This window comes from Microbacterium nymphoidis, from assembly GCF_021044885.1.
GTDB classification, from domain to species: domain Bacteria; phylum Actinomycetota; class Actinomycetes; order Actinomycetales; family Microbacteriaceae; genus Microbacterium; species Microbacterium nymphoidis.
The window spans coordinates 262020-288127 of the sequence record NZ_JAJNOD010000001.1 but is presented as its reverse complement, the minus strand read 5'-3'; the positions used below and the strand labels follow the sequence as shown (position 1 = coordinate 288127).

The 26108-nt window shown below is 67.7% G+C and carries 26 protein-coding genes, 1 tRNA gene and 1 other RNA gene; 12 read left to right on the top strand and 16 right to left on the bottom strand.

The genetic code is table 11. The features are described from left to right. Window positions 1-48 precede the first annotated feature (48 nt). From aztD to aztB, 4 genes are read right to left on the bottom strand one after another with little or no spacing between them, the layout of a single operon-like run. On the bottom strand, window positions 49-1278 hold the full coding sequence (gene aztD, locus LQ566_RS01395) for a zinc metallochaperone AztD (RefSeq protein WP_231089772.1): 1230 nt from the start codon (window positions 1276-1278) through the stop codon (window positions 49-51). Between the two features lie 21 nt (window positions 1279-1299). Next, window positions 1300-2208 (bottom strand): zinc ABC transporter substrate-binding protein AztC, encoded by a 909-nt coding sequence (gene aztC / locus LQ566_RS01390; protein ID WP_231089771.1) that lies wholly within the window; start codon window positions 2206-2208, stop codon window positions 1300-1302. After that, complete coding sequence (locus tag LQ566_RS01385; RefSeq protein ID WP_231089770.1) at window positions 2205-3386, bottom strand: ABC transporter; 1182 nt, start codon at window positions 3384-3386, stop codon at window positions 2205-2207. The genes aztC and LQ566_RS01385 overlap by 4 nt, the downstream gene beginning before the upstream one ends. Further along, window positions 3383-4270, bottom strand: coding sequence for a zinc ABC transporter permease AztB (gene aztB / locus LQ566_RS01380; protein ID WP_231089769.1), 888 nt, complete (start codon window positions 4268-4270; stop codon window positions 3383-3385). The genes LQ566_RS01385 and aztB overlap by 4 nt, the downstream gene beginning before the upstream one ends. A gap of 57 nt (window positions 4271-4327) precedes the next feature. Between aztB and LQ566_RS01375 the strand changes: the two genes are divergently transcribed. Further along, window positions 4328-4987 (top strand): metal ABC transporter ATP-binding protein, encoded by a 660-nt coding sequence (locus LQ566_RS01375; RefSeq protein ID WP_231089768.1) that lies wholly within the window; start codon window positions 4328-4330, stop codon window positions 4985-4987. A gap of 404 nt (window positions 4988-5391) precedes the next feature. Here LQ566_RS01375 and LQ566_RS01370 read toward each other — a convergent pair whose 3' ends face one another. From LQ566_RS01370 to LQ566_RS01355, 4 genes are all read right to left on the bottom strand, one after another. Continuing rightward, window positions 5392-5916 carry a hypothetical protein gene (locus LQ566_RS01370; protein WP_231089767.1) on the bottom strand — a complete coding sequence of 175 codons (525 nt, stop codon included), beginning with the start codon at window positions 5914-5916 and terminating at the stop codon, window positions 5392-5394. Between the two features lie 496 nt (window positions 5917-6412). Continuing rightward, window positions 6413-6488, bottom strand: a tRNA-Lys gene (locus LQ566_RS01365). 95 nt (window positions 6489-6583) lie between these two features. After that, the gene (locus LQ566_RS01360) at window positions 6584-6898 is read right to left on the bottom strand and encodes a DUF7882 family protein (RefSeq protein ID WP_231089766.1); all 315 of its coding nucleotides are present in this window, start codon (window positions 6896-6898) and stop codon (window positions 6584-6586) included. 124 nt (window positions 6899-7022) lie between these two features. After that, entirely contained in the window at window positions 7023-7700 is a 678-nt protein-coding gene (locus tag LQ566_RS01355) for a DUF6766 family protein (RefSeq protein ID WP_231089765.1), read from the bottom strand. A 283-nt stretch (window positions 7701-7983) separates the two neighbouring features. Between LQ566_RS01355 and LQ566_RS01350 the strand changes: the two genes are divergently transcribed. The 3 genes from LQ566_RS01350 to LQ566_RS01340 are packed head-to-tail and all read left to right on the top strand — an operon-like array spanning window position 7984 to window position 10216. Then, window positions 7984-9027, top strand: a complete 1044-nt coding sequence (locus LQ566_RS01350; RefSeq protein WP_231089764.1) for an iron-containing redox enzyme family protein — start codon at window positions 7984-7986, stop codon at window positions 9025-9027. Beyond that, window positions 9024-9227, top strand: a complete 204-nt coding sequence (locus LQ566_RS01345) for a CDGSH iron-sulfur domain-containing protein (protein ID WP_231089763.1) — start codon at window positions 9024-9026, stop codon at window positions 9225-9227. The genes LQ566_RS01350 and LQ566_RS01345 overlap by 4 nt, the downstream gene beginning before the upstream one ends. Then, on the top strand, window positions 9224-10216 hold the full coding sequence (locus tag LQ566_RS01340) for a glycosyltransferase family 2 protein (protein ID WP_231089762.1): 993 nt from the start codon (window positions 9224-9226) through the stop codon (window positions 10214-10216). The genes LQ566_RS01345 and LQ566_RS01340 overlap by 4 nt, the downstream gene beginning before the upstream one ends. Here the strand turns inward: LQ566_RS01340 and LQ566_RS01335 are convergent, their stop codons facing one another. Further along, a complete protein-coding gene (locus LQ566_RS01335) occupies window positions 10217-11158 on the bottom strand; it encodes an alpha/beta fold hydrolase (protein WP_231089760.1) in 942 nt (313 codons plus the stop codon). Window positions 11159-11311: 153 nt separating this feature from the next. On the opposite strand from LQ566_RS01335, the gene LQ566_RS17595 reads away from it, so the two are divergent. Beyond that, the gene (locus LQ566_RS17595) at window positions 11312-12466 is read left to right on the top strand and encodes a sensor histidine kinase (protein ID WP_231089759.1); all 1155 of its coding nucleotides are present in this window, start codon (window positions 11312-11314) and stop codon (window positions 12464-12466) included. Further along, a complete protein-coding gene (locus LQ566_RS01325) occupies window positions 12463-13128 on the top strand; it encodes a response regulator (protein WP_231089758.1) in 666 nt (221 codons plus the stop codon). Before LQ566_RS17595 ends, LQ566_RS01325 begins: the two co-directional genes overlap by 4 nt. A 3-nt stretch (window positions 13129-13131) precedes the next feature. Here LQ566_RS01325 and LQ566_RS01320 read toward each other — a convergent pair whose 3' ends face one another. Beyond that, window positions 13132-14298 (bottom strand): hypothetical protein, encoded by a 1167-nt coding sequence (locus LQ566_RS01320; RefSeq protein ID WP_231089756.1) that lies wholly within the window; start codon window positions 14296-14298, stop codon window positions 13132-13134. A gap of 32 nt (window positions 14299-14330) precedes the next feature. Further along, window positions 14331-15533, bottom strand: a complete 1203-nt coding sequence (gene rimK / locus LQ566_RS01315; RefSeq protein ID WP_231089755.1) for a 30S ribosomal protein S6--L-glutamate ligase — start codon at window positions 15531-15533, stop codon at window positions 14331-14333. A 26-nt stretch (window positions 15534-15559) separates the two neighbouring features. Between rimK and LQ566_RS01310 the strand changes: the two genes are divergently transcribed. Both LQ566_RS01310 and LQ566_RS01305 read left to right on the top strand, forming a co-directional pair. Continuing rightward, complete coding sequence (locus LQ566_RS01310) at window positions 15560-16039, top strand: ATP-dependent zinc protease family protein (RefSeq protein WP_231089753.1); 480 nt, start codon at window positions 15560-15562, stop codon at window positions 16037-16039. Between the two features lie 72 nt (window positions 16040-16111). Further along, window positions 16112-16648, top strand: coding sequence for a GNAT family N-acetyltransferase (locus LQ566_RS01305; protein WP_231089752.1), 537 nt, complete (start codon window positions 16112-16114; stop codon window positions 16646-16648). 77 nt (window positions 16649-16725) lie between these two features. On the opposite strand, the gene ssrA is transcribed toward LQ566_RS01305, so the two are convergent. Then, window positions 16726-17095, bottom strand: a transfer-messenger RNA (tmRNA) gene (ssrA, locus tag LQ566_RS01300). Window positions 17096-17249: 154 nt separating this feature from the next. Here ssrA and LQ566_RS01295 point away from each other — a divergent pair. The 3 genes from LQ566_RS01295 to LQ566_RS01285 all read left to right on the top strand — a co-directional run bounded on the left by LQ566_RS01295 (window position 17250) and on the right by LQ566_RS01285 (window position 20768). Next, a complete protein-coding gene (locus LQ566_RS01295) occupies window positions 17250-17912 on the top strand; it encodes an SIMPL domain-containing protein (protein WP_231089751.1) in 663 nt (220 codons plus the stop codon). After that, entirely contained in the window at window positions 17909-19252 is a 1344-nt protein-coding gene (locus tag LQ566_RS01290; RefSeq protein WP_231089748.1) for a M20/M25/M40 family metallo-hydrolase, read from the top strand. The genes LQ566_RS01295 and LQ566_RS01290 overlap by 4 nt, the downstream gene beginning before the upstream one ends. Window positions 19253-19322: 70 nt before the next feature. Further along, entirely contained in the window at window positions 19323-20768 is a 1446-nt protein-coding gene (locus tag LQ566_RS01285) for an MFS transporter (protein ID WP_231089747.1), read from the top strand. A 57-nt stretch (window positions 20769-20825) separates the two neighbouring features. Here LQ566_RS01285 and smpB read toward each other — a convergent pair whose 3' ends face one another. The 4 genes from smpB to prfB all read right to left on the bottom strand — a co-directional run bounded on the left by smpB (window position 20826) and on the right by prfB (window position 24632). Then, entirely contained in the window at window positions 20826-21302 is a 477-nt protein-coding gene (gene smpB / locus LQ566_RS01280) for an SsrA-binding protein SmpB (RefSeq protein WP_231089743.1), read from the bottom strand. Window positions 21303-21380: 78 nt separating this feature from the next. Beyond that, window positions 21381-22295 carry a permease-like cell division protein FtsX gene (gene ftsX, locus LQ566_RS01275; RefSeq protein ID WP_231089741.1) on the bottom strand — a complete coding sequence of 305 codons (915 nt, stop codon included), beginning with the start codon at window positions 22293-22295 and terminating at the stop codon, window positions 21381-21383. After that, complete coding sequence (gene ftsE, locus LQ566_RS01270) at window positions 22292-23398, bottom strand: cell division ATP-binding protein FtsE (protein ID WP_231089733.1); 1107 nt, start codon at window positions 23396-23398, stop codon at window positions 22292-22294. Before ftsE ends, ftsX begins: the two co-directional genes overlap by 4 nt. Before the next feature lie 124 nt (window positions 23399-23522). Further along, the gene (prfB, locus tag LQ566_RS01265) at window positions 23523-24632 is read right to left on the bottom strand and encodes a peptide chain release factor 2 (protein ID WP_231089731.1); all 1110 of its coding nucleotides are present in this window, start codon (window positions 24630-24632) and stop codon (window positions 23523-23525) included. Between the two features lie 146 nt (window positions 24633-24778). Here prfB and LQ566_RS01260 point away from each other — a divergent pair, with 146 nt between their 5' ends. Continuing rightward, on the top strand, window positions 24779-26038 hold the full coding sequence (locus tag LQ566_RS01260) for an MFS transporter (protein ID WP_231091350.1): 1260 nt from the start codon (window positions 24779-24781) through the stop codon (window positions 26036-26038). Window positions 26039-26108: the final 70 nt, after the last annotated feature.

Genomic DNA, 26108 nt, shown 5'->3' with positions numbered 1-26108 from the left:
TGTGCGATGCACCTGCGTGCGCACAGGGTCGACGGGTCTCCGCCGCAGTCAGCCGGCGGCGACTGCCAGCTCGTTGGGCGCGTGATCGAGCGTGGTGGTCGCGATCTTCTCACCGGTGGTGAGGTTGACGGCGTGGACGGCCCGAGTCGCGGGCTCGGTGACGTAGGCGATCTCGCCGTCCACCGTGATCGCGGGGTGCGGGTCCTGCCACTGGGCCGGCCCCTCCCAGGGCGCCACAACGGGGTAAGAGCGCAGGATCTCGCCGCTGACGGGGTCCAGGACGTGGATCTGGCCGTCGGTGCTGAGGATGTAGGCGAGATCACCGGGTCCCCGCGCGACGTCCCGGAAGGTGTAGCGCACGTTTGCCGGCAGGTCCACGACTCGGAGATCGTGTGTCGCGGTGTCGATCAGCGTGACGGCGTCGAGCAGGTAGCCCTCCGCATCGGGATCGCTCTTGTAATCACCGACCACGATCGGGCTGGTGTCGGAGACGAAGGCGTTGCCCATACGGCCGTACACGTCCGGTGCCGCCAGCTTGTCGAATTCGCCGTCCGAGTAGAGCAGCGCGCCGTTCTCGCAACCGAACACGACCGTTTCCTGCTGAGCCGTGCCCTCGCCGTGGATGCCGGGGCACTGATCGTTGAGAGCGGTCTGGACCCACCGGTCCCCCTCGGCGGTGAGCGCAACAGCGCCGCTTCGCCCGCTCTCATCGCCCACGGTGGTGAGCAGTGTGCCATCGGAGAGCACAATGGAGACGCCGTGGTGGGCGGCTGGGGCGGTGTACCTGGCCGACGCGGGCAGGGAGTCGTAGCCCGGGGCGAACGCCGCCGTGTCGAACACGGTGGTGGTGCCGCTGCCGTCGTCGAACAGCACGGTCTTGCCGTCGTGCACGACCACGTGTCCGGCGGCGGTCGCCGGCACGAGCGGATCGGCGAGCACACCGTCCACCGTGTCGAGGAAGCGGAATCCTGCGCTCGTGGTGACGGCGATCGTCCGTCCATCGCCGAAGGAATTGACGCGGGTGAACTCCTCGGTGGGGATCTCGGCGACGGTCTCCAGCGTGTGCGGATCGAGAACCGCGATGCCGTGCTGAAAGGTGACGACGACCCGCCCCGACTCGGAGTGCGTGTGGTCGTGCCCGGTCGTCGACGCCGGCGCCGGCGTCAAGGACGAGGTCGCGGATTCCGCCGCAGCCGTGCCGGAGCAGGCGGTGAGTCCTGCCAGCAGGACCGCTCCGAGCGCCGCCACGGCGATGCCGGTGGGGTGTGTGGTGTGCATCTCTATCTTTCTTGTCATGCCTCAGCGGGTGAGGCCCTGGGCGATGCGGTCGGTGTTGACGCGCATCATCGTGAGGTAGGTGTCGGCACCGCCGCCGGGTTCGGTGAGCGACTCGGTGAAGAGCTCGCGCACCTCGATGTCGAGTCCGGCCTCCGATGCGAGGACCTGAGCAAGACGATCCGGCTGCGAGGACTCGGCGAAGATCGTGCGGACGCCGGATCCGTGGATCGCACTCGTCAGCTCGCGGAGGTCTGCAGCGCTGGGTGCGGCGAGGGTCGTCCCGCTGGGGATGATGGTTCCCACCACGCGGAAGTCGAAACGATCCGCGAGATAGCCGAAGACGTGGTGATTCGTCACCAGAGCGCGGCGCTCGGTAGAGATCGCTGCAAACTTCTCGGTCATCTCCGCATCCAGCGCGACGAGCTGATCGCGATAGGACGAGACGTTGTCGGCGATGGGCCCCTCGGGCAGTCCTACGGTGGCGGTCAGCACCGGTTCCAGAGCATCGACGACGTCGATCATGCGTGCCGGATCCGTCCAGAAGTGCGGATCATCCGCGCCGGTTCGCCCCTCGTCACCGGCATAGGCCAGCACGTCGATGACGTCGCCCGCGACGAACTGGGCGGCACCGGCAGCAATCGATTCGTCGAGGTTGTGCTGCAGCCCCTCCTCCAAGCCCAGGCCGTTGGAGACCACGAGCGGCGCGTCATGGAGGAGTCGCGCCTCCTGAGCAGAGATCTCGAACGAGTGGGGGTCCGCGTTCGGCTTCATCAGAACGACGACCTCGGCCTGCTCGCCCACCAGGTTGCGAACGACATCACCCAGGATGTTCGTGGTCACCACGATCTGCGGGCGGGCATCGCTCTTCGCAGATGAGCATCCGGTCGAAAGGAAGGCGAGGACTGTCAGCACGATCAGGAGGCGCTTCATCGTCCCACCTCCGTGAAGAAGGCAGGGGCGGTCGGGGTCTGCAGCGTGCGCGCGATTCGCGCGCTGTCGGCGTAGTCGATCTCGTGCACCATGCCGGATGCAGCGTCGTTGAGGTAGGCACGCTGTCCATCGACTACGAGTGAGGAATTCGCGGAGTCTGCCGTCAGCGGCTCTGTGGCCGCACTCTCAGAGGTGCCGCGGAACACGCGCACACGCCCGTCCGTATCGAGAGCGACGACATGCTCGTCCACGTCGTCCGCGGCGACCACCCGCACCAGAGGAACGGAGCTCGGCACCAGTGTCCACGTGCGCGCGCGGGCATCGAGTATCCAGAATCCGGCTCCAGGCGCGATCGATGCCACCCTCGGGCGCCCCTTCCGCCCCGCGAAGTCGGTCGGAGCGAGCGCGCCCGGCGGAAGCGGCACGACCTCTGGCGCTGTGTCGACGGACGCGATCACCATCGCTCCCTCGGCACACCCGATCACGAGCCCAGCGCGCGTCGTGATGGATCCCGACGGCGCCGAGCACGGGGAATCCGCAGTGAGGACCTCGCCTGCGGCGTCGACCGTGTACAGCCGTCCATCGCGGGCGATAGCCGCACCGTCACCGAGAGGAGCCACGACAACGTGTGCGTCCACGTCGATGCGGAATCTCTCGACGATCTGCCCCGCTGCAAGAGCGGCGTTGTCGAGCAAGACGGCCTCGCCGCTACCCGCGAACACGATCGCCGTGTAACCTGCGGTCGACAGCGCACCGGCCGCGACGGTAGCGGGGCCGGAACCCGCGACCGTCCCGATGACCCGCGCGGGGGCGCGGTAGTAGTGGAAGTGATCGCCGTGGTCCCATGTCCACACACCCGAGTCCACGATCTGCACGCCTGCCGCCGTGGAGATGAACGCATACCGGCCATCCGTCGCCAGCGCCGTCGGCGCGGCGACTCCATCGATGCGCGAACTGCTCCCGTCGAGCAGGTCGAGGATGCCTGCGGCGCCGGCGTGGTCCACGGTGAGCAGCTGCAGCGGTGGTTCTGCGACCTCCACCGCCCCGGCGATCACGCCATGGTCTGTGGCTGTCGCATCGTTCGAGGACGGCGCCGCCGGTGTCGCCGCAGAGGAACACGCGGCGACCAGCACTGCCAAGGCGAGCAGGCCCTGGGCAGCGACCGCACGACGCATCATGCGATCACCTCGATCCGCGCGTGGAGCGGCACCGCTGGTTCCGTGCGTATGACCCTCTGGCTCTGGCGACGCCGCCGTGCCCCCGCGCGCACACCGCCGGAGACGAAAGCCAGCACCACGGCGGTGAGCGCGATCGAGGCACCCGCAGCGGTTCCGGCATGCCATGAGATCAGCAGCCCGAGGAACACGGCGAACGTGCCGAACAGCGAGGCGAGAAGCATCGTGCTGGGGATCGAGCGCGTCCACGGACGTGCAGCCACGGCGGGAGCGAGCAACAGACCGACCACCAGGAGCGAGCCCGCCACGGGGAAGGAGGCGACCACGGCCAGCGTCACGAGGGCCACGAGCACAACGTGGGCCAGCGCGGGGCGCAGTCCCAGCACGTGAGCGATGCGGCGATCGAAGGCGGCGACCACGAACGAGCGGTGAAAGCGCGCCGCGAGCAGGATGGTCATGACGGTTGCGACCACCAGCGGGATCAGTTCCGAGCTGCCCACCGCCAGGATGTCACCGAACAGGAGGGCGGTCGCGTCCGTTGCGAAGCTGCGGGAGTGCGACACGATGATCACCCCGAGCGACAGCATTCCCACGAACAGGAGGCCGATGCTCGTGTCGTAGGAGAGGCGTCCCCGTCGCTGCAGCACTCCCACCGCGGCGCTCATGACCGCGGCCGCGAGCGCGGCACCCAGGAGAACCGGCGCGCCAGTGACGGTGGCGATCGCAACGCCCGGCAGCATCCCGTGACCGACCGCCTCACCGAGAAAGGCCATCCCGCGAATCACCACCCAGGTGCCGACGACACCGCAGATCACCGCCACGAGCGCTCCGCCCAGGAGCGCCCGCTGCAGGAACTGCGCGGACAGGGGATCGAGCAACCAGGCCACGCCTCACCGCTTTCGTATTGATAATGAGAATCGTTCTCAATACGCTAACATGAGATCATGACGCTTCCGAACCGCGCCCCCTCCCCCAGCACGGCTGCTGCCCTCGACCGAGTGAGCTTCGCTTACGACGGCGTGGAGGTCATCCGAGAGGTCACGCTCGACGTGCAAGCCGGCACGGTCACCGTGCTGCGCGGACCGAACGGCTCCGGGAAGTCGACCCTGGTGGAGATCATCGCCGGCACGCACACGCCCACCTCCGGAACGGTGCGTCGCGGCGGAAGTGTTGCGCTCGTGGCACAACGCATCGATGCACTCGCCGGGCTCCCCCTGACTGTCGACGAGGTCGTGCGCATTGGCACCTGGCGTGCGGGAACGCGCGTCCGACGCTCGGCGGCACGCGGCGCGATCAGCGCTGCACTGGGTGAGGTCGGATTGGAAGGATGGGAGCGTCGGCCGTTCGCCGACCTGTCCGGCGGTCAACGCCAGCGCGTTCTGCTGGCGCAGGCCCTCGTTCAACGCCCCGAGATCCTGCTGCTCGACGAGCCCGACGCCGGCCTGGACAGGGAGAGCACAGAAGCCCTGTCGCGACTGCTCTCCGCCGAGGCGGGCCGAGGTGCTGCGGTTGTCTGCATCAGCCACGACAGCGGCGTCATCGCAACCGCGGACCGCGTGGTCGAGCTCGCAGCGGGCCGGGTCATCGCCGACAGCAGCAGATGACCGCCGAGGGGGCCCGACTAAGACACCGCCTACGCTGCCCTGCAGGCGTTGGCGCCGGATACGCATCTCCTCCTCTACGTCTTGGTCGACTGATGTCCCAGCGCCGGCAACCCCTCGGCCACGACATCATGCTCGGCATCACCATCTCAACCACCATCAGCCGGCACGGTACGACAAGGACTCCACCGGCCTCATCACCGAGGTGCTCCAACTCGCCGGCGCGGCGACATCCTCGCCCAGGAGGCCGGCAGGAGGGCCAGCTACTACGGAAGCGACCTCGGCATCCAACTCACCCTCATCACCGCACTACGCTCCCGTCGCTGAGGAATGGGTCGCGCTCGGCGTGGAACGACGAGCGGCTCCGATGCACACTGCACCGGAGCCGCCACAACACTGAATATAGGTCAGCGCCCGTGGCCTCCGCCCTCAGTGGCCCAGCTCTCCGACTGGGCGGCGTCTTCCTGGCGGGCAGGTGCAGCCACATGTGCGGCACCGAATGTCACGGACTCCGCGAGCGCGGTCACTGCAGCGACGCGAGACTCCTCGACCACAGCCGCCTCTCGCCGGCGTGCGAGCACCAGAGACCGTTCCGTTTGAATCTCGGAGCTGATCTCCGCGATCCTCGTCGCAAGAACGCTTGCGAGCCCGTCACGTAGATCCTCGAGTGTGGTGTTCGAGATAATGAGACGCCGGTCCGCGACAGCCAACCGCACGTCGGAGTATCCGCCCTCCGCCAAAACCTCCAGCGTCCTTGCTCCCAGCAGCCCCTTCACTTCGTTATGTTCCGGACGGCGGGTGAAGACTGCCTCGACCGAGTATCGGGCCGGTGCATGGTCTGTCATCAACGCAGCGGGCAACGAACCCACCAGCACCGATCCGAGGCCCAGCGTCGCGGTGTCCACACCGCTTGTTCGTGTCTGCGTATCCATGCTCCGGACGCTACGCCCCCAGGATGTGAGCCTCACAGGTTCAAGCCCACCTGCGGGACGGCAGAAGACCGGGGGCGATGCGCCTCAAGCAGTCCGGTCTTCTGCCGGGGTGACGACAATCCCACAGGATCGAATTGCGGTCTTGACCGGAGAGCCAGATACTCCCCCACCGCGTCACCATAACCCACGCTCCCACCCCGACCCCCATCCGCATAACCCCATTGCCCCACCCCACCCCGAGGTCTACCCTTGTTCAGCAACCAGACCCCACTCCGGCGCCCCGAACGTGGACTCTCGATGCAGTCGGACGCCGCGTGCTCGGCCCTGTGAAGACAGGTGAGGCGCAGCGAGCAGAAGCGCTGGCGCCGACAGCCTGACGACGCGCGTTCGTCGCCATGTTGTCTAGGTGTTGCCTGGAGGCTCACCCGGCCACCCAGCGGAAACAAGAAAGGCCCCGGAAGTCACCTGGTTGAGAGGTAGTTTCCGGGGCCTGAGCTGGTGCACCCCCAGGGACTTGAACCCTGAACCCACTGATTAAGAGTCAGTTGCTCTGCCGATTGAGCTAGAGGTGCTTGGTGTTTCTGCGCCTTGCGGCAACAGAGAAAACATTACCAGGCGATGCCTCCAACGTGAAATCGGAGTCGGCTCGGGAGTGTCACGGGTACAGCTAGGGTGTCGGGGTCGATTCCACGGGCTCGGGCACCAGGTGCAGGCCGGACGGCGAGTTGGCGGTATACGCCAGAGCCTCGACCCACGCCGGGTTCAGCTGAGGGCGCCTGCTCCCGTAGAACCGGTACACGAGAGGCACCGCCGGATGCAGCCAGACGCTCGTGCGTCCATCTCCGACGCTGGCATCCTCCCGCCAGGTGAAGGTGAACGCTTCGCTGCGCCGCAGTTTGTTGCTGATGACCACCTGCAGATGGGCGAGAGCTCGGTCCTCGATATCCACCTTCACCGAGTCCGCATAGATGAATTTGCCCACGGCTACCTCCCACATCGTCATGAACGCTGAGGCGGTCAAGCTGAAGGCAGCGGACCGCCGACGACATAACTATGTATGGCACATATCGGCGATGCAAGTCGGTGATGCCGGCTGCGAGGGCGCGCTACTCGGCCTCGACGCTGCTGGTGTGGTGGGGCACCCCCACCGGCTTGGACTCGCTGGATCCGCGCTGGCGCAGGAAGATACTGAACGCCACCATCGCCCCCACCGCCAGGAATTCTGATTGCCAGTTCTGCAGGGTGCGGTTCCAGAACTCGGGAGAGGCCACGTATTCCAGCCAGCTCACCTCCCCGAGCCCATGTTGCGCGTTCTCCTCGCTCGCCACCACGCGTCCGGCCAGTGACTGCGCGAACCATGACAGCAGGAAGATCGAGCCCATGAGCAGCAGCAGCGAGTTCGAGTACAGCCACAGCCGGAATCCACGAACCCGCGCCCACCGCGGCGATGCCGGGCCGGCGTGCTCCCCGATCAGCTGGTCCTCGTCGGAGCCGATGCCCTCGTCCCCCGGCTTCTTCGACTCCGGCGATCCGCGCTGGATGAGCCAGACGGTCGCGAGGATGAAGAGGAAGAACTGCAGGAACTCGGACTGCCAGTTCTCGGCGACGTCCACGAGGAAGTCCGACGACGTCACGTAGTCGAGGTAGCCAATGGCCGGCTGGCGGTGCTGGGCGAGCTGCTCATTCGTGTAGCCCAGCCCCACGATCGACTCCGCCGCGAGGGTGACGAGGAAGATCGCCAGGAACGCGAGGCTCAGACCGTTGTCACGGATCCAGCGCCCCATGTCAGCGTCCCACCAACGGCAACGCGATCATCACGATCAGGCCGCCCACGATCAGAGCCAGCCACGCCCAGAACACGAATCGGGGCCCTCGTCGCTCGACATCCTGCATCGGTTCGCTCCCTCCGTCTGCGAAGCACCAGGCTCGGACGGGTGCGCTGCGCCGGAAAGCCCCTTGACAGCCGCCGGCCGCCGGAGCACCGATACCCGCTGGGCGGGCGGGCGTCAACCGGGTTCCGGCTGCTCCCACGCTCCCCGAGACTTCAGGGACCAGATCGGAGACCTCGTGACCATCACCGCAGACGCGCTCGACACCGCCCACCTCCCCTTCGCCGCTCGCGGCCCGCTGAGTGAGGCCGTGATCGGGCACCTGTCCGGGGCCGGGTCCGCGGACCTCACGGCCCTCGCCCGCGACGCGCTCGGTGCCAGCGCAGACGTCCTGCACGACGACGACATCCAGCTCGCACTCTTCTCGCTGTATGCGTCCGCCTATGGCTCGGTCGGAGCGTTCGATCCCCGTCTCGAATGGGACGTTCACGCCATCGCCGCCCGCTCCGCTATCGAGGAGGAGTTCGAACGTGCGATCCGCGGGGTCGTCGACGTGCCTCCCCTGCCCGAGCGGACACCGGACGCGATCGCCCGGGCTTTGTTCCACCTCACGAGCGCCGACGACGGCCCAAGCCTCTCCCGCTTCGTCGCGCGCAAAGCCACCACAGCGCAACTTCGGGAGTTCCTCATGCAGCGCTCGGTCTACACCCTGCGGGAAGCGGACCCGCACTCGTGGGCGATTCCGCGGCTGCATGGGCGGGCCAAGGCTGCGCTCGTCGAGATCCAGTCCGACGAGTACGGCGGAGGACGGCCCGACCGCGTTCATGCCGCGATCTTCGCGGCGTCGATGCGGGGCGCGGGATTGGACGACACATACGGGGCCTACGTGGACGATGTGCCGGCCATCATCCTCGCCTCGCACAACATGATGTCGATGTTCGGCCTCAATCGCCGGCTGATCGGCGCCATCGTCGGTCATCTCGCCGCATTCGAGATGACGTCGTCGATTCCGAACCGGCTCTACGGCGATGGATTCCGGCGCCTCGGGTACGGCCCCGATGTAACGGACTACTTCGATGAGCATGTGGAGGCCGACGCGGTCCACGAGCAGATCGCCGCGCGCGACCTCGCCGGCTCACTCGGGGAGGACCGGCCCGACCTGCTTCCCGACATCATGTTCGGGGCGGCCGCCTGCCTCGCCCTCGACGGCATGGTGGCGGCTCACATGCTGGAGCGCTGGTCGGCGGACGAGTCCTCGTTGCGACAGCAGGACGAAGCATGAGCGCCCGCCGGGCGACCATCACGCCGTATCCTGACGGCCCGCTCCTCGTGCGCGGTGACGTGGAACTGATGACCGCCGATGGTGAGCCGATCACCCTTCGCCGGCGAACGAGCGCACTGTGCCGATGCGGGCTCTCCGCCATCAAGCCGTTCTGCGACGGAACCCACAAGGCCGCGGGATTCCGGACGGAGGGGCGGTGACCTCCCGGCGAATCGCCGCAGAATACGTGCTCCCGCTGCGGTGGAGCACCGATGACGACCGCGACGACCTCACGGATTATCTCCGCAGCCTCTCGACCTGGATCGACATCACCATCGTCGACGGCTCCCCCGCTGAGCTCTTCGCCGCGCATGCGCGTTCGTGGGACGGCCTCGTGCGCCATCTCGCGGTGGCCTCCGGGCCCGCGGCCGCCGCGAACGGGAAGGTGGACGGGGTGCTGACCGGCATCGCTGCGGCACGTCACGACAGCATCGTGATCGCGGACGACGACGTGCGCTACACCGAGGGTGCGCTTCGCGCGCTCGTCGCAGAACTCGCCCGCGCGGAACTGGTCAAGCCCCAGAACTACTTCGATCCGCTGCCCTGGCATGCGCGCTGGGACACGGCGCGCACCCTGATGAACAGAGCCCTCTCCTCCGATTACCCGGGCACATACGCCGTCCGTCGCTCCCTCCTCGCGCGAAGCGGCGGGTATGACGGCGCATCGCTCTTCGAGAACCTGGAACTTGAGCGCACGGTGCGGGCCGCCGGCGGCCGCGTGTGCGATCTTCCGGGGCTGTTCGTGGCACGACGCCCTTCTTCGTTTCAGCACTTCCGCGCGCAGCGGGTGCGGCAGGCGTACGAGAGCTTCGCGCAGCCGATGCGGCTCGCCGCCGAGGCGGCCATCGTCCCGGCGGTACTCTGCGGACGACGCCGACCCGTCCTCCTGATCGCCGCGGCATCGGCGACGGCGTTGCTCGCGGAGATCGGCCGACGCCGGGCGGGTGGGCGGGCGGTGTTTCCGGCATCCTCTGCGTTCTGGGCTCCGTTCTGGGTCCTCGAACGCGGGCTCTGCTCCTGGATCGCGATCACGAGACGCCTGAGGGGTGGCATCGCCTACGGCGGACACCGTCTGTCACAGGCGGCCAACTCGGAGCGAGTCATTCGCGCCCGCCTGCGGCGCGCGAGCTCCGACGTCCTCCAGCCGTGATCAGCGGGACGAGTGCTGCGCCTCCCATGCCCGGAACTCCTGAGCGATCGCCGGGGACTGGGTGTGGTGCAGATAGTGATCGCCGTCGAGGGGGATGACGGTCCCATCCGTGACGGTGGCGGCCTGTCTTTCGTGCATCGGCAACCAGTCGTCGTTCGCCGGATTGACATGCTGCACGAACAGCAGCAGCGGAAGATCAGCCGGGAAGGTCCTTCCCTCGGCATCTGCGAAGTTGGTGCGGATACGTGCCATCTCGTCGAGGTAGGTCGGCTCCAGGCTGTTGCGCTGGGTCAGCAGACCGATCTGCTGACGCTCGTGGTCGTCGTAGTACGGCGAGGCGTAGCCACCGTCGCCGCCGACGCCGGACAACAGCCGCACCAGTCCGAGACCCTTCAGCGCGCCGAGAAGCCCGGTGGGAAAGGCGACGTCCATGTTCGGCTGACCGGGAACGCTGCTGTCTATGCCCACGAATCCGTGTACCTCGTCGGGATACCGCTCGGCGAACTCGATGCCGTAGAGCCCCGCGATGGAGTGCCCCATCAGTGTGTAGCTGGTCACACCGAGCGCCTGGAGAGCTTCGTGCACTTCGCTCACGATGTTGGCAGTGGTCCGCGCGTCCTCGGTGGCATCACTCAGGCCGTAACCGAACGGCTCCACCACGATGAGCCGGTGATCCGCGGCCAGATCCTCGATCAGGGGCGCGAAGTCAAGCACCGGCGACGAGGTTCCGAAACCCGGGAGCAGCACGAGGTCCTCCCCTTCGCCCGTCACCAGCACATTCATGCTCTTCCCCGCCACCTCGACGCTCTGACCATAAGGTTCGATGGCTTCGGCTTCGGCGGTGGTCGCCACCACGTTGACCACGGTCGTGGTGGCCAGGCCCACGGCGATGGCCGCGGCCACTGCCCCGATGGCGATCAGCGCTTTCCTCGACTTCTTCATGGGATCCTCTCGGTCGATTCGCCCTTCCAGGCTCCCGGCCCGTGCGCGCGGATGCATCGCCCGGACGCAGGCACTCGCGTACCGCGTTTGCGGTACGCGCCCATGGATCGCCGGATGGATCCGCCGAATGCCGTGCCGTGGAAGGCTGGGAGGGTGAGCACGAATCGCGCATCCCGCTCCCCTGCGGTGCTCGGCGACATCTCCGCCGTCGCCGTCATTGTGCTTCTGGGCGTGCTCCCCTTCCCGGACGAGACGTTTCGCGCTCACGGCTGGCAGCTCGTACCCGCCCTGCTGCCGGCGGCCGCGCTGCTGCTGCGCCGGCGAGCGTCGCTCGCTGTGCTCGGCCTCACGCTGATCTGCAACACGGTGCTCGCCGCGGCGGGCGTCCTCGGCGCCAGCACGCTGATGGCCCTCGCGATCGCCGCCTACGCCGTCACGGACCGCCTGTCTCGCACGACAGCGCTGGTCACGGTCGCGGCGACGGTCGTCATCGTCTTCACCACCAACATGCTCGTGCTCGGTGGGGAGCCGTTCGACTCGCGCGCCATGCAGTTCCTCGCGTTCATCGTGGTGGGCGCCGCTCTCGGCGCCGCCGCGCGATCGCGCCGCGAGTACACGACCATGATGTCCGAGCGCGTCGAACGCGCCGAGCGCTCACGGGAGGACGAGGCGCGTCGGCGTGTTGCCGAGGAACGGGTGAGCATCGCGCGAGACCTGCACGACCTCGTCGCCCACCAGATCTCGGTGATCAGCCTGAACGCGGGCGTCGCATCCGCCGCGGTCGAGACGTCACCGGAACGCGCCCGCGAGGCGCTTGCCACCATCCGATCCGCGTCGCGCACGGTGCTCTCGGATATCGGAGCGCTGCTGGCGCTTCTCCGATCCGATGACCCTGGTGAACTGCGAACGCTGCGCCCGCAATCGGGGCTCGCCGAACGGGGAACCCTGTTCGACCGCTTCCGGAACTCCGGCCTGAACCTTCACGTGACGGGTGACGGGAAGCTGCCCGTACTGACTCCGGCGGCCGACCACGCGGCTCACCTCGCGCTCCTGGAGGGGCTCACCAACGCGGTCAAGCACGGCGACGGCTCCCGCGCTACCGTGGAGTTCGTCCCCACGACGGGAAGCCTCACCATCACCATCACCAATCCCGCATCCGGCGAGACGGACGGGGCTCGGAGCGGTCATGGCCTGCGTGGGCTGGGAGAGCGTGTGGCGGCTGCGGGAGGGCACATCGAGAGCGCACACACCTCCGCAGCCTTCCGCCTTCGCGTGGAGTTGCCGACTGTTTCCCCGGATCAGCGATGACGCGCGTCCTCATCGTCGATGATCAGCCACTGATTCGGCGGGCCGTGCGCGAGATCCTCGTCGATGGCGGCCTCGATGTCATCGGCGAGGCCGCTGACGGCGATGAGGCGGTGACTCTTGCTCGACGACTGCGTCCCGATGTGGTGCTCATGGACATTCGGATGCCCGTCCTCGACGGCATCGCTGCGACCGCTCGGATCCGCACGGATGCAACCGGCACGACCGCCCGGATCCTGATCCTCACCACCTTCGAGGAGGACGACTACGTCCTCGCCGCCCTGCGGGCCGGAGCCAGCGGGTTCATCGGCAAGGGAGCGGAGCCGAGCGCGATCGTTCAGGCGGTTCGCACCGTCCACGACGGTGACGCGCTGCTGTCCCCCGCCGCCACCCGGACCCTCATCGAGCGGGTCACCGACCCCCGGCCCCGGGCGGCGGACCCGGCGGATCCGCGGCTGGCAAGCCTCACTCCCCGAGAACTCGAAGTCCTCGAGCTCGTCGGCAGAGGACTATCCAACGCCGAGATCGCGGACGCGCTCACCATCTCCCTGCACACGGCGAAGACGCATGTGAACCGGACGATGACGAAGGTCCACGCCGGCGACCGTGCTCAGCTCGTGATCCTCGCCTACGAGACGGCTCTCGTCCTGCCCGGTGCCCGGTGAGCCTCACTCATCCGCCGCGGTGACCTCGATCTCGACGAGTTCCGGCGCCCGCTCATCCTCGGTCGCCTCCGCCTCGAAGTCGGCGTGCGTGATGGTCACGATCCGATCGACGAACACGTCGACCTTCTTCCGGTACGCCGGTTGCGCGCTCTCGAACAGCGGGTGGATGTCGCTGGCGCCATCCTCGCCCGAGAGGGCGATCTGCTCCAGGTAGGGCGGCAGTTCGATCGATACGCCGTTGGTGAAGACAGCGGAGTCGTCGTCCACGGCGAGGTCGTAGCGCGTCAGCCGTGAGTTCTTCGTACCGAAGGACTGAGCCACGTACAGGTGCGTGTCATCGAACGCCAGACCCTGCACCTCTTTGGGGGCCGTGAACGCCAGATCCGCGAAGATGTGGTGATCGCCGTCGTCGTCGATGTAGGAGCGATCAGTGTCGCCCACGTCCGTGAGCTCCACGAACCCCTCGGCATCGGGCTCCGAGTAGTCGAGGCTGAACACCTGGATCTGGGAGTCGTCAGGATCATTGGTGAAGTAGCTCGCCCAGAGGAGATCACCATGGAAGTCCAAGGTGGAAACGCCTTCGAGGCTGTCGACGATGTACGAGACCGCGTACTCGATCGGCGCAGCGGCATGGATGTCGTAGTCGTCGATGCTGTCCTGGAGGATGCCGGAGATGGCTGCACGTCCGTCGCGGGTGTCCCCGATCCAGAGCACGCGAGCCTCCTGGTCGTACCCGATGCCGCCCACGTGCGCCTTGTTGCGCAGGGAGATGGTCTTCACGAACTCACCCGAGTAGTCGAAGACGAACACCACCGAGTTCATCTTGTGCTGATGGTCGTAGGCGGAGACGAACACCTGATCGTCACTGAGCGCGAGCCCCTGCGGGGTGAAGCCCTTCGACAGGATGAGCTTGTACGCCGTAGCGGTGTCGTTGCGCTTGAGCCCGTACGCGCCGTACAGCCCGGGGATGGGCACCGATGCGTCCATGGATCGCTGCATGATCGGGAAGTCGCTCATCATGTCGCGGAAGTCGTCATCGTGCAGCAGCGGATCGGTGGATGCAGCCCCCACGGGGATCTCCCGTGCCGCGAACTCCGGATCGAGCACGAACTGCGGCTTGCAGGCGGAGAGCGTCAGCAGGCCGGCCGCCAGCAGAGCACACGTAATCACGCGGCGCGCAGGGCGCCGCGTGCGCTGCCCGTTCAGTCCTCTACTCCGGTGTCCTTCGGGATGGGTTCCTTGGGGAGCTTGCGTACCCGTGCGCGACGGCGGCGCTCCGGGATCATCGAGCGCATCTCCTCCAGCTTGCCGAAGCATAGGAGGCGGTCTTCGCCTTCGAGGATCACATGCTTACGCGGGTTGGGGATCACGGTGGTGCCGCGGTGCAGGGTGAGCACGGTGATGTCGCGCTCCCACAGACCCGCCTCCCCCAGGGTCTGCCCGACGACGCCGGCGCCATTGTGCACGAGGAGTTCCGCAACGCCGTAGCCCGTGGACACAGCCAGGCGCTGACGCACATCGATCTCGGGGAACGCGACCTGGTTCGCGATGTGGTCGATGATCGCGCCGGCGACGTCCAGCTTGGTGGCTGCTTCGATGCCCTGAAGTCCGGGAGACGAGTTGACCTCCATCACGAGAGGACCGTCCACACCCTCCAGCATGTCGACGCCGGCGACGCGCAGACCCATGATCTGCGCCGCGCGCACGGCGGTGCGCTGGTACTCCTCATCCAGTTCCACGGCCTCCACGGATCCGCCGCGGTGCACGTTGGAGCGGAACTCGTCGCCCTGGGCGGTGCGCCGCATCGCCGCGACGACGCGGTCGCCCACCACGAGGGCGCGGATGTCGCGTCCTCGTGACTCGGAGATGAACTTCTGAATCAGCACGTTCTGCTTCGTGGAGTGCAGCGTCTCGATGATGGCCTCCGCCACCTTCACCTGCGGGGCGAGGATGACCCCGATGCCCTGAGTGCCCTCCAGCAGCTTGATGACGACCGGCGCACCACCCACGCTCTCGATCGCCGGTCGCACGTCCGCCCGGTTGCGCACGAAGGCGGTGGGCGGCAGGGCGATGCCGTGACGCGACAGGATCTGGGTGGCGCGCAGCTTGTCGCGCGCGTTGGCGATGCCGTTGGAGGTGTTGGGCGTGTAGACGTCCATCTGCTCGAACTGGCGCACGACAGCGGTCCCGAAGTAGGTGATGGAGGATCCGATGCGCGGCAGGATCGCGTCGTAATCGCTCAGCCGGCGGCCCCGATACGCCAGGTCGGGCGCATCTCCGGCGAGATCGATCGCGAAGCGCAGAGTATTGAGAACCTTGACCTCGTGACCCCGTTGAACGGCAGCGGCGCGCAGACGCTGCGTGGAGTACGCCTGCGGCGCACGAGAAAGGATGGCGATCTTCAACTGCGTTTTCCTGTCATGATGATCGGGTGGGCTCAGGTAATTCAATCACCGTCACGGGCTGGCGAGAATGGGTATCGCTGGCCGGCATCGAGCTGCCCTGGATCAAGGCGAAGATCGATACGGGGGCACGCACCTCATCGTTGCACGCCTTCGACATCGTCGAGTTCGATCACGAGGGTCGCGAGTGGGTGCGCTTCGCCGTGCACCCCTGGCAGTTCTCCGATGCCGATGCTCAGGTCGTCGAGCTGCCGATCCACGATCGGCGAGACGTCCGCAGTTCTTCGGGCCACGTGGAGCGGCGCATCGTCGTGATCGCCGATCTGCGTCTGGTGGGCGTCGAGATGCCGGTGGAGCTCACCCTCACCAACCGCGCACAGATGGGCTTTCGCATGCTGATCGGTCGCGAGGCACTGCGCAACGGCTTCCTCGTCGACTCCGCGCGGTCGTTCGTCGGCGGCAAGCCGTCCAAGCGGGTCCGTCTGGCGAACCGCGGCAAGACCTTCTGAGTCACGTCCGCCCACCGCTCAGCACCGGCACGTCAAGGCGGCAGTGTCCGTGCTGCCGGGTATCGTTCAAGCATGCCGACGAACTCAGGCGTGACCCTCCGTCCCCGCACCGACGCTGACCTGGACGCCCTCTACTCGATCGCCGCGGACCTCGACACCTGGGAGGAGCGCAACCCCGGCCGTCCCGCCATCCCCACGCGGGAGCGCTGGGAATCCCGCCTTCTCACACGGGAGGCGGAGCCCGACGGAAACGTGAGCTTCGTCATCGACGTGGAGGGTGAGGCCGTGGGCAACATCGGCGTGTTCGACATCGACGATCTCGCCCGCCATGGCGAGATCGGCATCGCGCTCACTCCCGCCGCGCGGGGCCGGGGCATCGGCACCGAGGCGATGGCGCAGATGCTGGAATTCGCCTTCATCCGCGCGAATCTGCGCCGTGTCCACCTGGAAGTGATCGCATCCAATGCCGGCGCGATCCGGGCGTATGAAAAGGCGGGTTTCGTCATCGAAGGACGCCAGCGCGAGCACGCCTGGGTGCGCGGGCACTACGAGGACATCGTGCGGATGGGCATCCTGCGCTCGGAATGGGAAGCCCGCCGTTCGCGCTAGACGCGTCATGAACCGAAGAAGCCCCTCGACCCCAGTGTTTAGTAGGGATCGAAGGGGCTTCTTCTCGCGACAGCGACTGGTGGAGCTGGGGGGAATCGAACCCCCGTCCAACGCTGAGTCTCCACGCCTTCTCCGGGCGCAGTCTGTGCAGACGTTCTGCTCGGCTCCGACCTTTGTCACAGACACCTAAGTCGACAAGCCCAGCCTGGGAAGAGTCCCACGCGGCGTCCAGACGCCACCGCGCAGCAAGATTCCTAAATGACGCCAGAACCCGTACCGGAATCACATACGGTCTGACGGACTATCGGGCTCGCTTAGGCAGCGAGGGCGAAGTCAGTGCGCTTAGCGTTGGCACTTATGTTTTTGCAGGGAGCGTTGACGAGATAACCCTGCATCCTCGGCCCGCTTCTCGTGGATTCACAGGCGCTGTCGAAACCGATCAGCCCCGTGTTCCTCCCTGGGGAGGGCCGCTGTCGCTCTGTGGAATTACCAGTTCCGGATCGCTCCGGAGCATCCCAGCCTACAGCATCCGCAGCGGCACGGGACGCGCTCGTCCCCACGTTCCGTGACCGATGTCGGTGCCCAGCACTAGAGTCAGAGCATGAGCGATGTCGTCATCTCCGTCCGCGGCGAGCACGAGACGCGGGTGCCCGCGGAACTCGGCGTCGCCACCGTCTCCGTGCGCCTCGATGGCCCCGACCGCGCAGCGGTGTTCGCCCAGGCGAGCACACTCGCCGAGCGTCTGGTCGCCGAGCTGGCCGACGCTCAGCAACGTGGGACCGTCGCCCAGTGGTCGAGTGAGCGCGTATCCGTGTGGTCTGATCGCCCGTGGAGCCAGGACGGCACCCAGCTCCCCCTCGTGCATCATGCCGCGATGAGCACGCGCAGCGAGTTCACCGACTTCGGGGCGCTGTCCGAGTGGATTACCGCGGTCTCCGAGCGGGAGGGCGTGGCCGTCGACGGCATCTCGTGGGAGCTCACGCCCGCCACGGCGCGAACCACGGAGTCGGAGGTGGCGCAGGCCGCCGTCGGCGTGGCCATGCAGCGGGCGACCGCCTACGCGGCGGCACTGGGATTCTCGTCCGTGCGGCCCAGCGAGATCGCCGACGCCGGTCTGCTGAACTCCGCGGAGGCCGCGATGGGCAAGCAGGCAGTGGCGATGCGAGCGTTCGCCGACAGCGCCGGAGGCGGTGGCGGCCTCCAGCTCGAACCCCGGCCGATCCGCGTAGCGGCCACCGTCGAGGCCCGGTTCCTGGCCTCATGAGCGGCGTCGACGTGAGCCCCCGCCCCGGGATCGCGGAGCGGCTCAGTCGGATGATCGCGCTGCCGACCGTATCCGCGGAGCGAGCCGAGCGTGGAGATGAGCCCTTCGAGGCCTTCGCCGATCTGATCGGCGAACTCTATCCCCGCGTGCACGCCGAACTCGATCGAGAGATCATCGGCGAGGGCGGACTGCTGTACCGCTGGCGAGGCGCGCGAGACGCCGATCCCGTCCTGTTGATGGCGCACTACGACGTGGTCCCGGTGGATCTCAGCGACGACTGGACACACGACCCGTTCTCCGGCGAGATCGCCGACGGCTTCGTGCACGGCCGGGGCGCGCTGGACGACAAAGGTCCGCTCGTGGTGATCCTCGACGCTGTGGAGAACCTCCTCGCGTCCGGCTTCACCCCCGCGCGCGACGTCTACGTGTGGCTCGGCCCGGACGAGGAATCCCACGGAGCGGCAGCGCGGGAGGGCGCACGTGTTCTCCACGAACGCGGCATCACCCCGTGGCTGGTGCTGGATGAGGGCGGTGCCGTCGTCGATGCGCCGCTGCCGTTCGTCGACGGTGCAGCCGCGATGGTGGGCGTCGGAGAGAAGGGAGTGCTCTCGGTCCGGCTCACGGCCCGCGGCGACGGCGGACACGCCTCCGCCCCGCCGAAGCTCACCGCGGTCGGCCGCATCGCACGCGCGATCGAGCGTCTCACTCCCGGCACCTTCCCTTCCCGCACGCCGCGGACCATCACGGCGATGCTCACCGCACTGGGCCAGCGCACCAGCGGCGCGCCGCGTCTGCTCCTGCGGCTGCTGGTCGCGGTCCCGCGTCTCAGCGCGTTCGTCTTCACGCGGCTGGGCGGCGAACCCGCCGCCATGGTGCGCACCACCATCGCCCCGACGATGCTCGCGGGAGGAACGGCGGACAACGTCCTGCCGTCCCAGGCGTCGGCGACCATCAATCTGCGCCTCGCGCTCGGTACGACCATCGCCCAGACCGTGCGTCGCCTCGAGAAGCGGATCAACGACCGCGACGTCACGGTCACGGTGATCGACGGCGACGAACCGTCTCCGGAGTCGGCCACCGACAACGAGCCCTTCGCGCTGATCACGCGGGCGGTGGCGACCTCGCACCCGGCCGCGCTCACGGTGCCGTACATCGTTTTCGCCGCGACCGACGCGCGTCATTTCCACCGATTCGCGCCGTCCGTCTACCGCTTTGCACCGCTGTCCATGTCTTCAGAGCTGCGCGCCACGCTCCACGGCGTGAACGAGCGCGTCGCCGTCTCCGAACTCGAGCGCGGCGAGCTCTTCCACCGCACGCTGATCACCCAACTGCCCGGGTAGGGTTGACGCACCCGACTCCCCCGCGCGTCCACCCGAGAAGGACGCGCGCAGCGATGCGAAGGAGCATCACGTGAAAGCACGAATCGCCTGGGCAGGGCTGGCCGGCGTCGTCGGCTACCTCGCCTTCGTCGAGTTCACCAGCGGCGTCCTGCAGGGCTACTACACCCCCATGCTCACCGACATCGCCCGCCACCTCGGCATCCCCGACGCCGACGTCAACTGGCTGGAAGGCGCTCAGCTCATGCTGTCGGCGCTCGTGGTTCCCGCGTTCGCGAAGCTCGGAGACATGTTCGGCCACAAGCGGATGCTGTTGATCTCCACCGCCCTGACCGCGATCGCGTCCTTCGCGCTGCCCTTCTCCGACTCGTTCGGCGTTTTCCTCGCGGCCTGGGCGCTGCAGGGCTTCTACGTCGTCTGGCTTCCCATGGAGATCGCCCTCATCTTCAGCCGCACCCGCGGCATCGAAGGACGCGCACAGATCACGGCCCGTGCCGCAGGCATCCTGGTCGCTTCCCTCGAGGGCGGCGCGATCCTCGGTGCGCTGCTGGGCGGGGCGCTCGTCGATGCCCTGCCGCTGACCGTGGTGCTCCTCGTCCCGGCGATCCTGGTGGCGCTGTGCTTCTTCGTGATCCTTTTCGGTGTCACCGAGTCACCCGAGCACACCGGCGGCCGCCTCGACACCGTCGGGCTCGTTCTCATCTCCGTCGCCCTCATCGCCTTCACCGGCGGGCTCAGCATGCTGCGCCTCAACGGGCCGGGCGACATCGTCTCGATCCTCGTGACGATCGTCGGCGTCGTGCTGGTGATCCCGTTCGTCCTCTGGGAACTGCGACAGGAGGACCCGCTCATCGACGTCCGCATGTTCCGCAACCCCGCGCTCGGCCCCGTCTTCGTCACCGCAGGACTCTTCGGCGTGAGCGTGCTGGGAGGGCAGGCACCTCTGTCCACCTTCGCGCGCACCGACCCGACCGTCACCGGCTACGGGCTGGGGACGCAGGGCTTCGCGACCTCGCTCATCATCGGCATCTATCTCATCGCGATGATCTCCGGCGCCCTGCTGTTCCCCGTGATCGGACGGGTCCTGACACCGCGGCTCGCCCTCATCGCCGCCACACTGCTGGTGTGCATCGGGTTCGCGCTCTTCCTCCCTCTGCACGGCACCTACGCACAGGTGGTCACGAACATGGTGGTGGTCGGCCTCGGCTCGGGAGCCCTGGTGGCGGCGTTGCCCTCCGCAGCGGCGGCCGCGGCGCCACCCGCCCAGACCGGCGTCGCAACGGGGCTCACCAACTCCGTGAAGACCGTGGGCGGTGCGATCGCCTCCTGCGTGTTCGGGATCGCGCTGCTGCACGGTGCGACGGGTGCGGCGGCGAACCCGGAGCAGACCGCCGGCTCGCTCAGCGGGTACATGACCGTGTGGGCGGTGTGCTCGGCGACGGCCCTCGTCGCCGCCATCTTCCTCTGCTTCGTACCCAAGCAGGCGTTCCGCGATCGGGAGCAGCCGGTCGCTGTCTGAACGGAAACCGATGAGGCCGGCCCGGGGACACCCCGGGCCGGCCTCATCGTGTGGGGATCACTCCCCCATGCGATTGCGCATGCGCATGGCGCGATCCGCCTCGCGCTTGTCCTGACGCTCGCGCAGAGTCTGCCGCTTGTCGAACTCGCGCTTTCCCTTCGCGACGCCGATCTCCAGCTTCGCGCGGCCGTCCTTGAAGTACAGCTTGAGCGGAACCAGCGTGTAGCCGCCCGCCGAGACCGCGTGGGAGATCTTGATGATCTCGTCGCGATTCAGCAGCAGCTTGCGCACCCGCTTGGCCGAGTGGTTCGTCCAGTGCCCCTGGGAATACTCGGGGATGTGGACATTGTCGATCCAGGCCTCGTTGCCCTTGATGTAGGCATAGCCGTCCGTCAGGTTGGCTCGTCCCTGCCGCAGCGACTTCACCTCGGTGCCGGTCAGCACCATACCCGCCTCGTACGTCTTCTCGACGTTGTAGTCGTGGCGTGCACGCCGGTTGGTCGCGACGACCTTCTCCCCGCGTTCACGGACCATGTCACACTCTCCTCAATCGCCGCGCGCACGCGCGGCAGCCGATCAGTCTATCAACCGCCGGCGCGTGGCAACGACGCGTCAAGTGCGCAGCCAGCGCCGGATCGCGAAGCCGGCCGACAGCGCAGCGAGCACTACGCCGAGCCCCACGACGATCGGGATCACGACCCACACGTCGTTGAGGCCGATCCAGCTCTGAATGAAGGTGACGCGACCGGTCAGGTAGCCGATGACACCGAACTGCACCGCAGCCCACAGCGCCGCCGAGGCGAGCACCGATCCGATGAAGGCCGCCAGCACGCCCTCCAGCACGAACGGGGTCTGGATGAAGCGGTTCGATGCACCCACCAGTCGCATGATGCCGATCTCCTTGCGACGCGCCACCGCGGAGAGGCGGATCGTGGTCGCGATCAGGAGGATGGCGGCGATCAGCATGAGCGCGGCGATTCCGACCGCGAGGTAGGTTGCCACCTGAAGCGCCTGGAACAACGGCTCCAGGTACTTCATCTGGTTCTTGACCTCCTGGACGCCCTTCGTCGAGTGGAACGCCTCCTCGATCACCGTGACCTGCGACTGATCCTTCAGGTTCACACGGAACGACGCGTTGATGCTGTCAGGCGCGAAGACGCTCGCGTACTCCTCACCACGCTGGTCGATGATGCTCTGGTAGGCGTCCGCCTGCGTGATCTCCTGCACGTTCGCGATGAGCGGGCCGAGAGTCCCGCCCGCGAGCTGAGCGCGGACGTCGTCGATCTGCTCCGGCGTCGCGTTGCCGTCGGTGCAGTTGTCACCGATCGCGGTCGAGGTGCACATGAAGATCTCGACCTGAGCACGGTCCTCCCAGTAGTCGTGGAGCTTGCCCACCTGGGACTGCGTGAGGATGGCGGCGCCCACGAAGGTGAGCGACACGAACGTCACGAGGATCACGGAGATCACCATCGAGACGTTGCGCCGGAAGCCCTGGAAGACCTCCGAGAAGATGAGTCCCAGCCTCATGATGTCGGACCCACCTCGTCATTGTCGTCGTATTCGCTGAGGCCCAGCCGGTCGGCGACCCCGAGTTCGGCGACCTGGACGTCCGGCAGCGCGATGGGGCGGGTCATCGGCCGCGCCTCCGCGTCCGCCGCTGGTTCAGCCACCGCGGGCCGCGTGATCGGCGGCGTCGGAGTCTCTGCTGCCTCCGTGCTCTCCGACTCGCGCTCCCCGGTTCCGAACGGGGCATCGGCCTCGGCGACGACCGCGACCACGTCTGCCGACTCCGCCACCGGGACGGAGACGGCGGCAGCCACGACGACAGCGGGATCTCCCGCGTCCACGGCGGCGGCCACCTCGCGCTGCACCTCCAGCACCGCGGTCAGCGCGGCGGCGGATGCCGCGCCGCGCTCGGTGAACGCCTCCAGGCGCGGAATCGCCGAGGTGTCACCGTAGCCACCGTGCCGGTCGTCGCGAATGATCACGCCGTCACGCAACTCGATCACGCGACGCTGCATCTGGTCGACGAAACCGGCCTCGTGCGTCGCCATCACCACGGTGGTGCCGTTCGCGTTGATGCGTGCGAGGAGCTGCATGATGTCGGTCGACGTCGCGGGGTCCAGGTTTCCGGTCGGCTCGTCCGCCAGAAGCACCTGCGGGCGGTTGACGATGGCACGCGCGATCGCGACGCGCTGCTGCTCACCACCGGAGAGCTCTGTGGGCATGCGCTTCGCCTTGTCCTGCAGGCCGACCAGCTCGAGGGCCTCTGGCACGGACTGCTGGATCAGGGCCCGGCTGGCACCGGTTACCTGAAGGGCGAAGGCGACGTTCTGGGCCACGGTCTTGGTGGACAGCAGGCGGAAGTCCTGGAATACGGAGCCGATATGGCGGCGGAAGTAGGGAACCCGCCGGTTGGACATCTTCCGCGTGTCACTGCCGAGCACGAGAACGCGACCGGCAGTGGGGATGTCCTCACGGAGGATGAGGCGAAGACACGACGACTTCCCGGATCCCGACGCGCCGACGAGGAACACGAACTCACCGCGTTGAATCTCGAAGTCGACGTCGGAGAGCGCGGGACGGGGTGTGCCGCGGTAGCGCTTGGTGACGTTCTCGAACCGAATCATGGCCGAATCAGCCTACGTCGGGCCCGCGGCCGCACAGCAGAGCGACACCCGCCGCCCGATATTCGGTCGGTGAATGCGAGAGCGCCGCGACCCGAAGGCCACGGCGCTCTGCTCCCACGAGGGCTCAGTCCTCAGTCTTGCGCTTGCGCCAGCGGATTCCGGCGGAGATCAGCCCGTCCAGGTCACCGTCGAAGACACTTGCGGGGTTTCCCACTTCGTAACCGGTGCGCAGGTCCTTCACCAGCTGCTGCCCGTAGAGGAAGTAGGAGCGCATCTGGTCGCCCCAGCTCGCGGTGATCACACCGGCGAGCTCCTTCTTCTTCGCGGCTTCCTCTTCCTTCTTCAGCAGCAGGAGTCGGGTCTGGAGCACGCGCATGGCCGCAGCGCGGTTCTGGATCTGCGACTTCTCGTTCTGCATCGACACCACGATGCCGGTGGGAATGTGAGTGAGGCGCACAGCGGAGTCGGTGGTGTTGACGGACTGACCACCGGGGCCGGACGAACGGAACACGTCCACACGCAGGTCACCCTCGGGGATGTCGACCTCGACGGCCTCCTCCATCACGGGGATGACCTCGACGGCGGCGAAGCTGGTCTGGCGCTTGTCGGCGGAGCCGAACGGGCTGATGCGCGCCAGGCGGTGGGTGCCGGCCTCGACCGACAGGGTGCCGTAGGCGTAGGGGGCGTCGACCTCGAAGGTCGCGGACTTGATCCCCGCGCCCTCGGCGTAGGAGATGTCCATGACCTTGACGGCGTACTTGTTCCGCTCGGCCCAGCGCAGGTACATGCGCATGAGCATCTCGGCGAAGTCGGTGGCGTCGTCGCCGCCGGCACCGGAGCGGATCGTCACGACCGCGGAGCGCTCGTCGTACTCGCCGTCCAGCAGGGTCTGCACCTCGAGCTGACTCACCACGCCTTCGAGGGCGGCCAGCTCGTCGCGGGCTTCCTGCTCCGCGTCGGCGTCCTCCATCTCGTTGGCGAGCTCGACGAGGACGTCCAGGTCGTTGAGGCGTCGCTCGACCGCTTCGACTCGGCCGAGGTCGGCCTGCTTGTGGCTGAGGGCGCTGGTGACCTTCTGCGCGGCCTCCGGGTCATCCCACAGATCGGGCGCACCGGCTTCCTCGCTGAGTCGGGCGATATCGGCGCGCAGCGCGTCGACGTCCACGACGGCACGGATGTCATCGAACGTGGATCGGACGGCGGCGATCTGGGAGGTGAATTCGTAATCGAGCATGGCCTTCCTAGCCTAGCGGTCGCAGACCCTCCTCCGCGGCGTGACCGCAGCGGCGTAGGGTGATGGAGTCCCCTGTGAGGGGACGGAGAGAGAGCACAGTGACAGACGCACCCTCCACCGGCGAGATCCTCAAGCGCCTCGCCCCGATGATCTACGGCCCCACGGTCCTGTTCAGCCTGGGCGAAGGCGCTGTCGTCCCGCTGCTGCCGGTACTGGCCACCAAGCTCGGCGCGGACATCGCCATGTCGTCGCTGATCGTCGCGGCGCTGGTGGTGGGTCAGCTGTGCGGCAACCTCCCCGCCGGGTGGGCCGTCGCACGCTTCGGTGAACGGCGCACGATGATCATCTCGGGACTCCTCGCCCTCGTCGGCGTGGGACTCCTCGCCTTCGCGACCGGGGTCGGGATGCTGATGGCCGCGGCCCTGGTCATCGGGTTCTGCGCAGCAGCGTTCGCGCTGGCGCGGCACTCGTTCATGACCACGCGCGTCCCGCTGTCCTTCCGCGCCCGCGCGCTGTCGCTGCTGGGCGGCTCGTTCCGCTTCGGGATGTTCATCGGGCCGTTCGTCGCGGCAGGTCTGCTCTGGGTGTTCGGCGACGAGCGTGCGAGCATCTGGTTCCTCGGACTGTGCCTGATCGCCGCGGTCGCGCTGGTGCTGTTCGGCCCGGACCCGGAGACGGTGGCACCGCTTCCCACTCGGCCCACGCCCCGCCAGGCATCTCCCGCCGACACCGGTGAGCCCATCACCGGCGGCATCGCGATCATCCCCTCTCACGAGGGCGTGTTCCGCACCATGTGGCGCTACCGCGGTGTGCTCGCACGGCTCGGTGTGGCCGCGGCATCGCTGTCGGCGGTGCGGTCCGCGCGTCAGGCGATCCTTCCGCTCTGGGGCGTTTCGATCGGGCTCGATGCGCAGACCATCGCCCTCGTGGTGGGGTTGTCCGGAGCGATCGACTTCGCGCTGTTCTACGCGAGCGGTCAGGTGATGGATCGCTTCGGCCGGCTCTGGGCGGCGCTGCCGGCCATGCTTCTCATGGGCCTCGGCTTCGGCGCGCTGGCACTGACGCACGATCTGCCGAGCTCGGCGATGTGGTTCGCCGCGTTCGCGATGGTGCTCGGTGTGGGAAACGGTCTGTCCAGCGGAATCCTCCTGACGCTCGGCGCCGATGTCGCCCCTCAGCACGACCCCGCGCCGTTCCTCGGATCCTGGCGAACTCTGACCGACGCCGGCGGCGCGCTCGCACCCGTTCTCATCTCCGCCATCACCGCCCTGCTGTCGCTGGCGTGGGCGACCGGCCTGATGAGCATCGTGGCCTTCGCCGGAGCCCTCGGCTTCATCCGCTGGGTGCCGAAGTTCATCCCGGGCGCACAGCGGCGGCCGACGGATCCGGACGCCGACGAGGGCTGATGCGGACTCGCCGACGGCCGGCCGTAGAACGCAGCGTTACGCCGTCCGGAACCGCTCCAGACCCTCACCC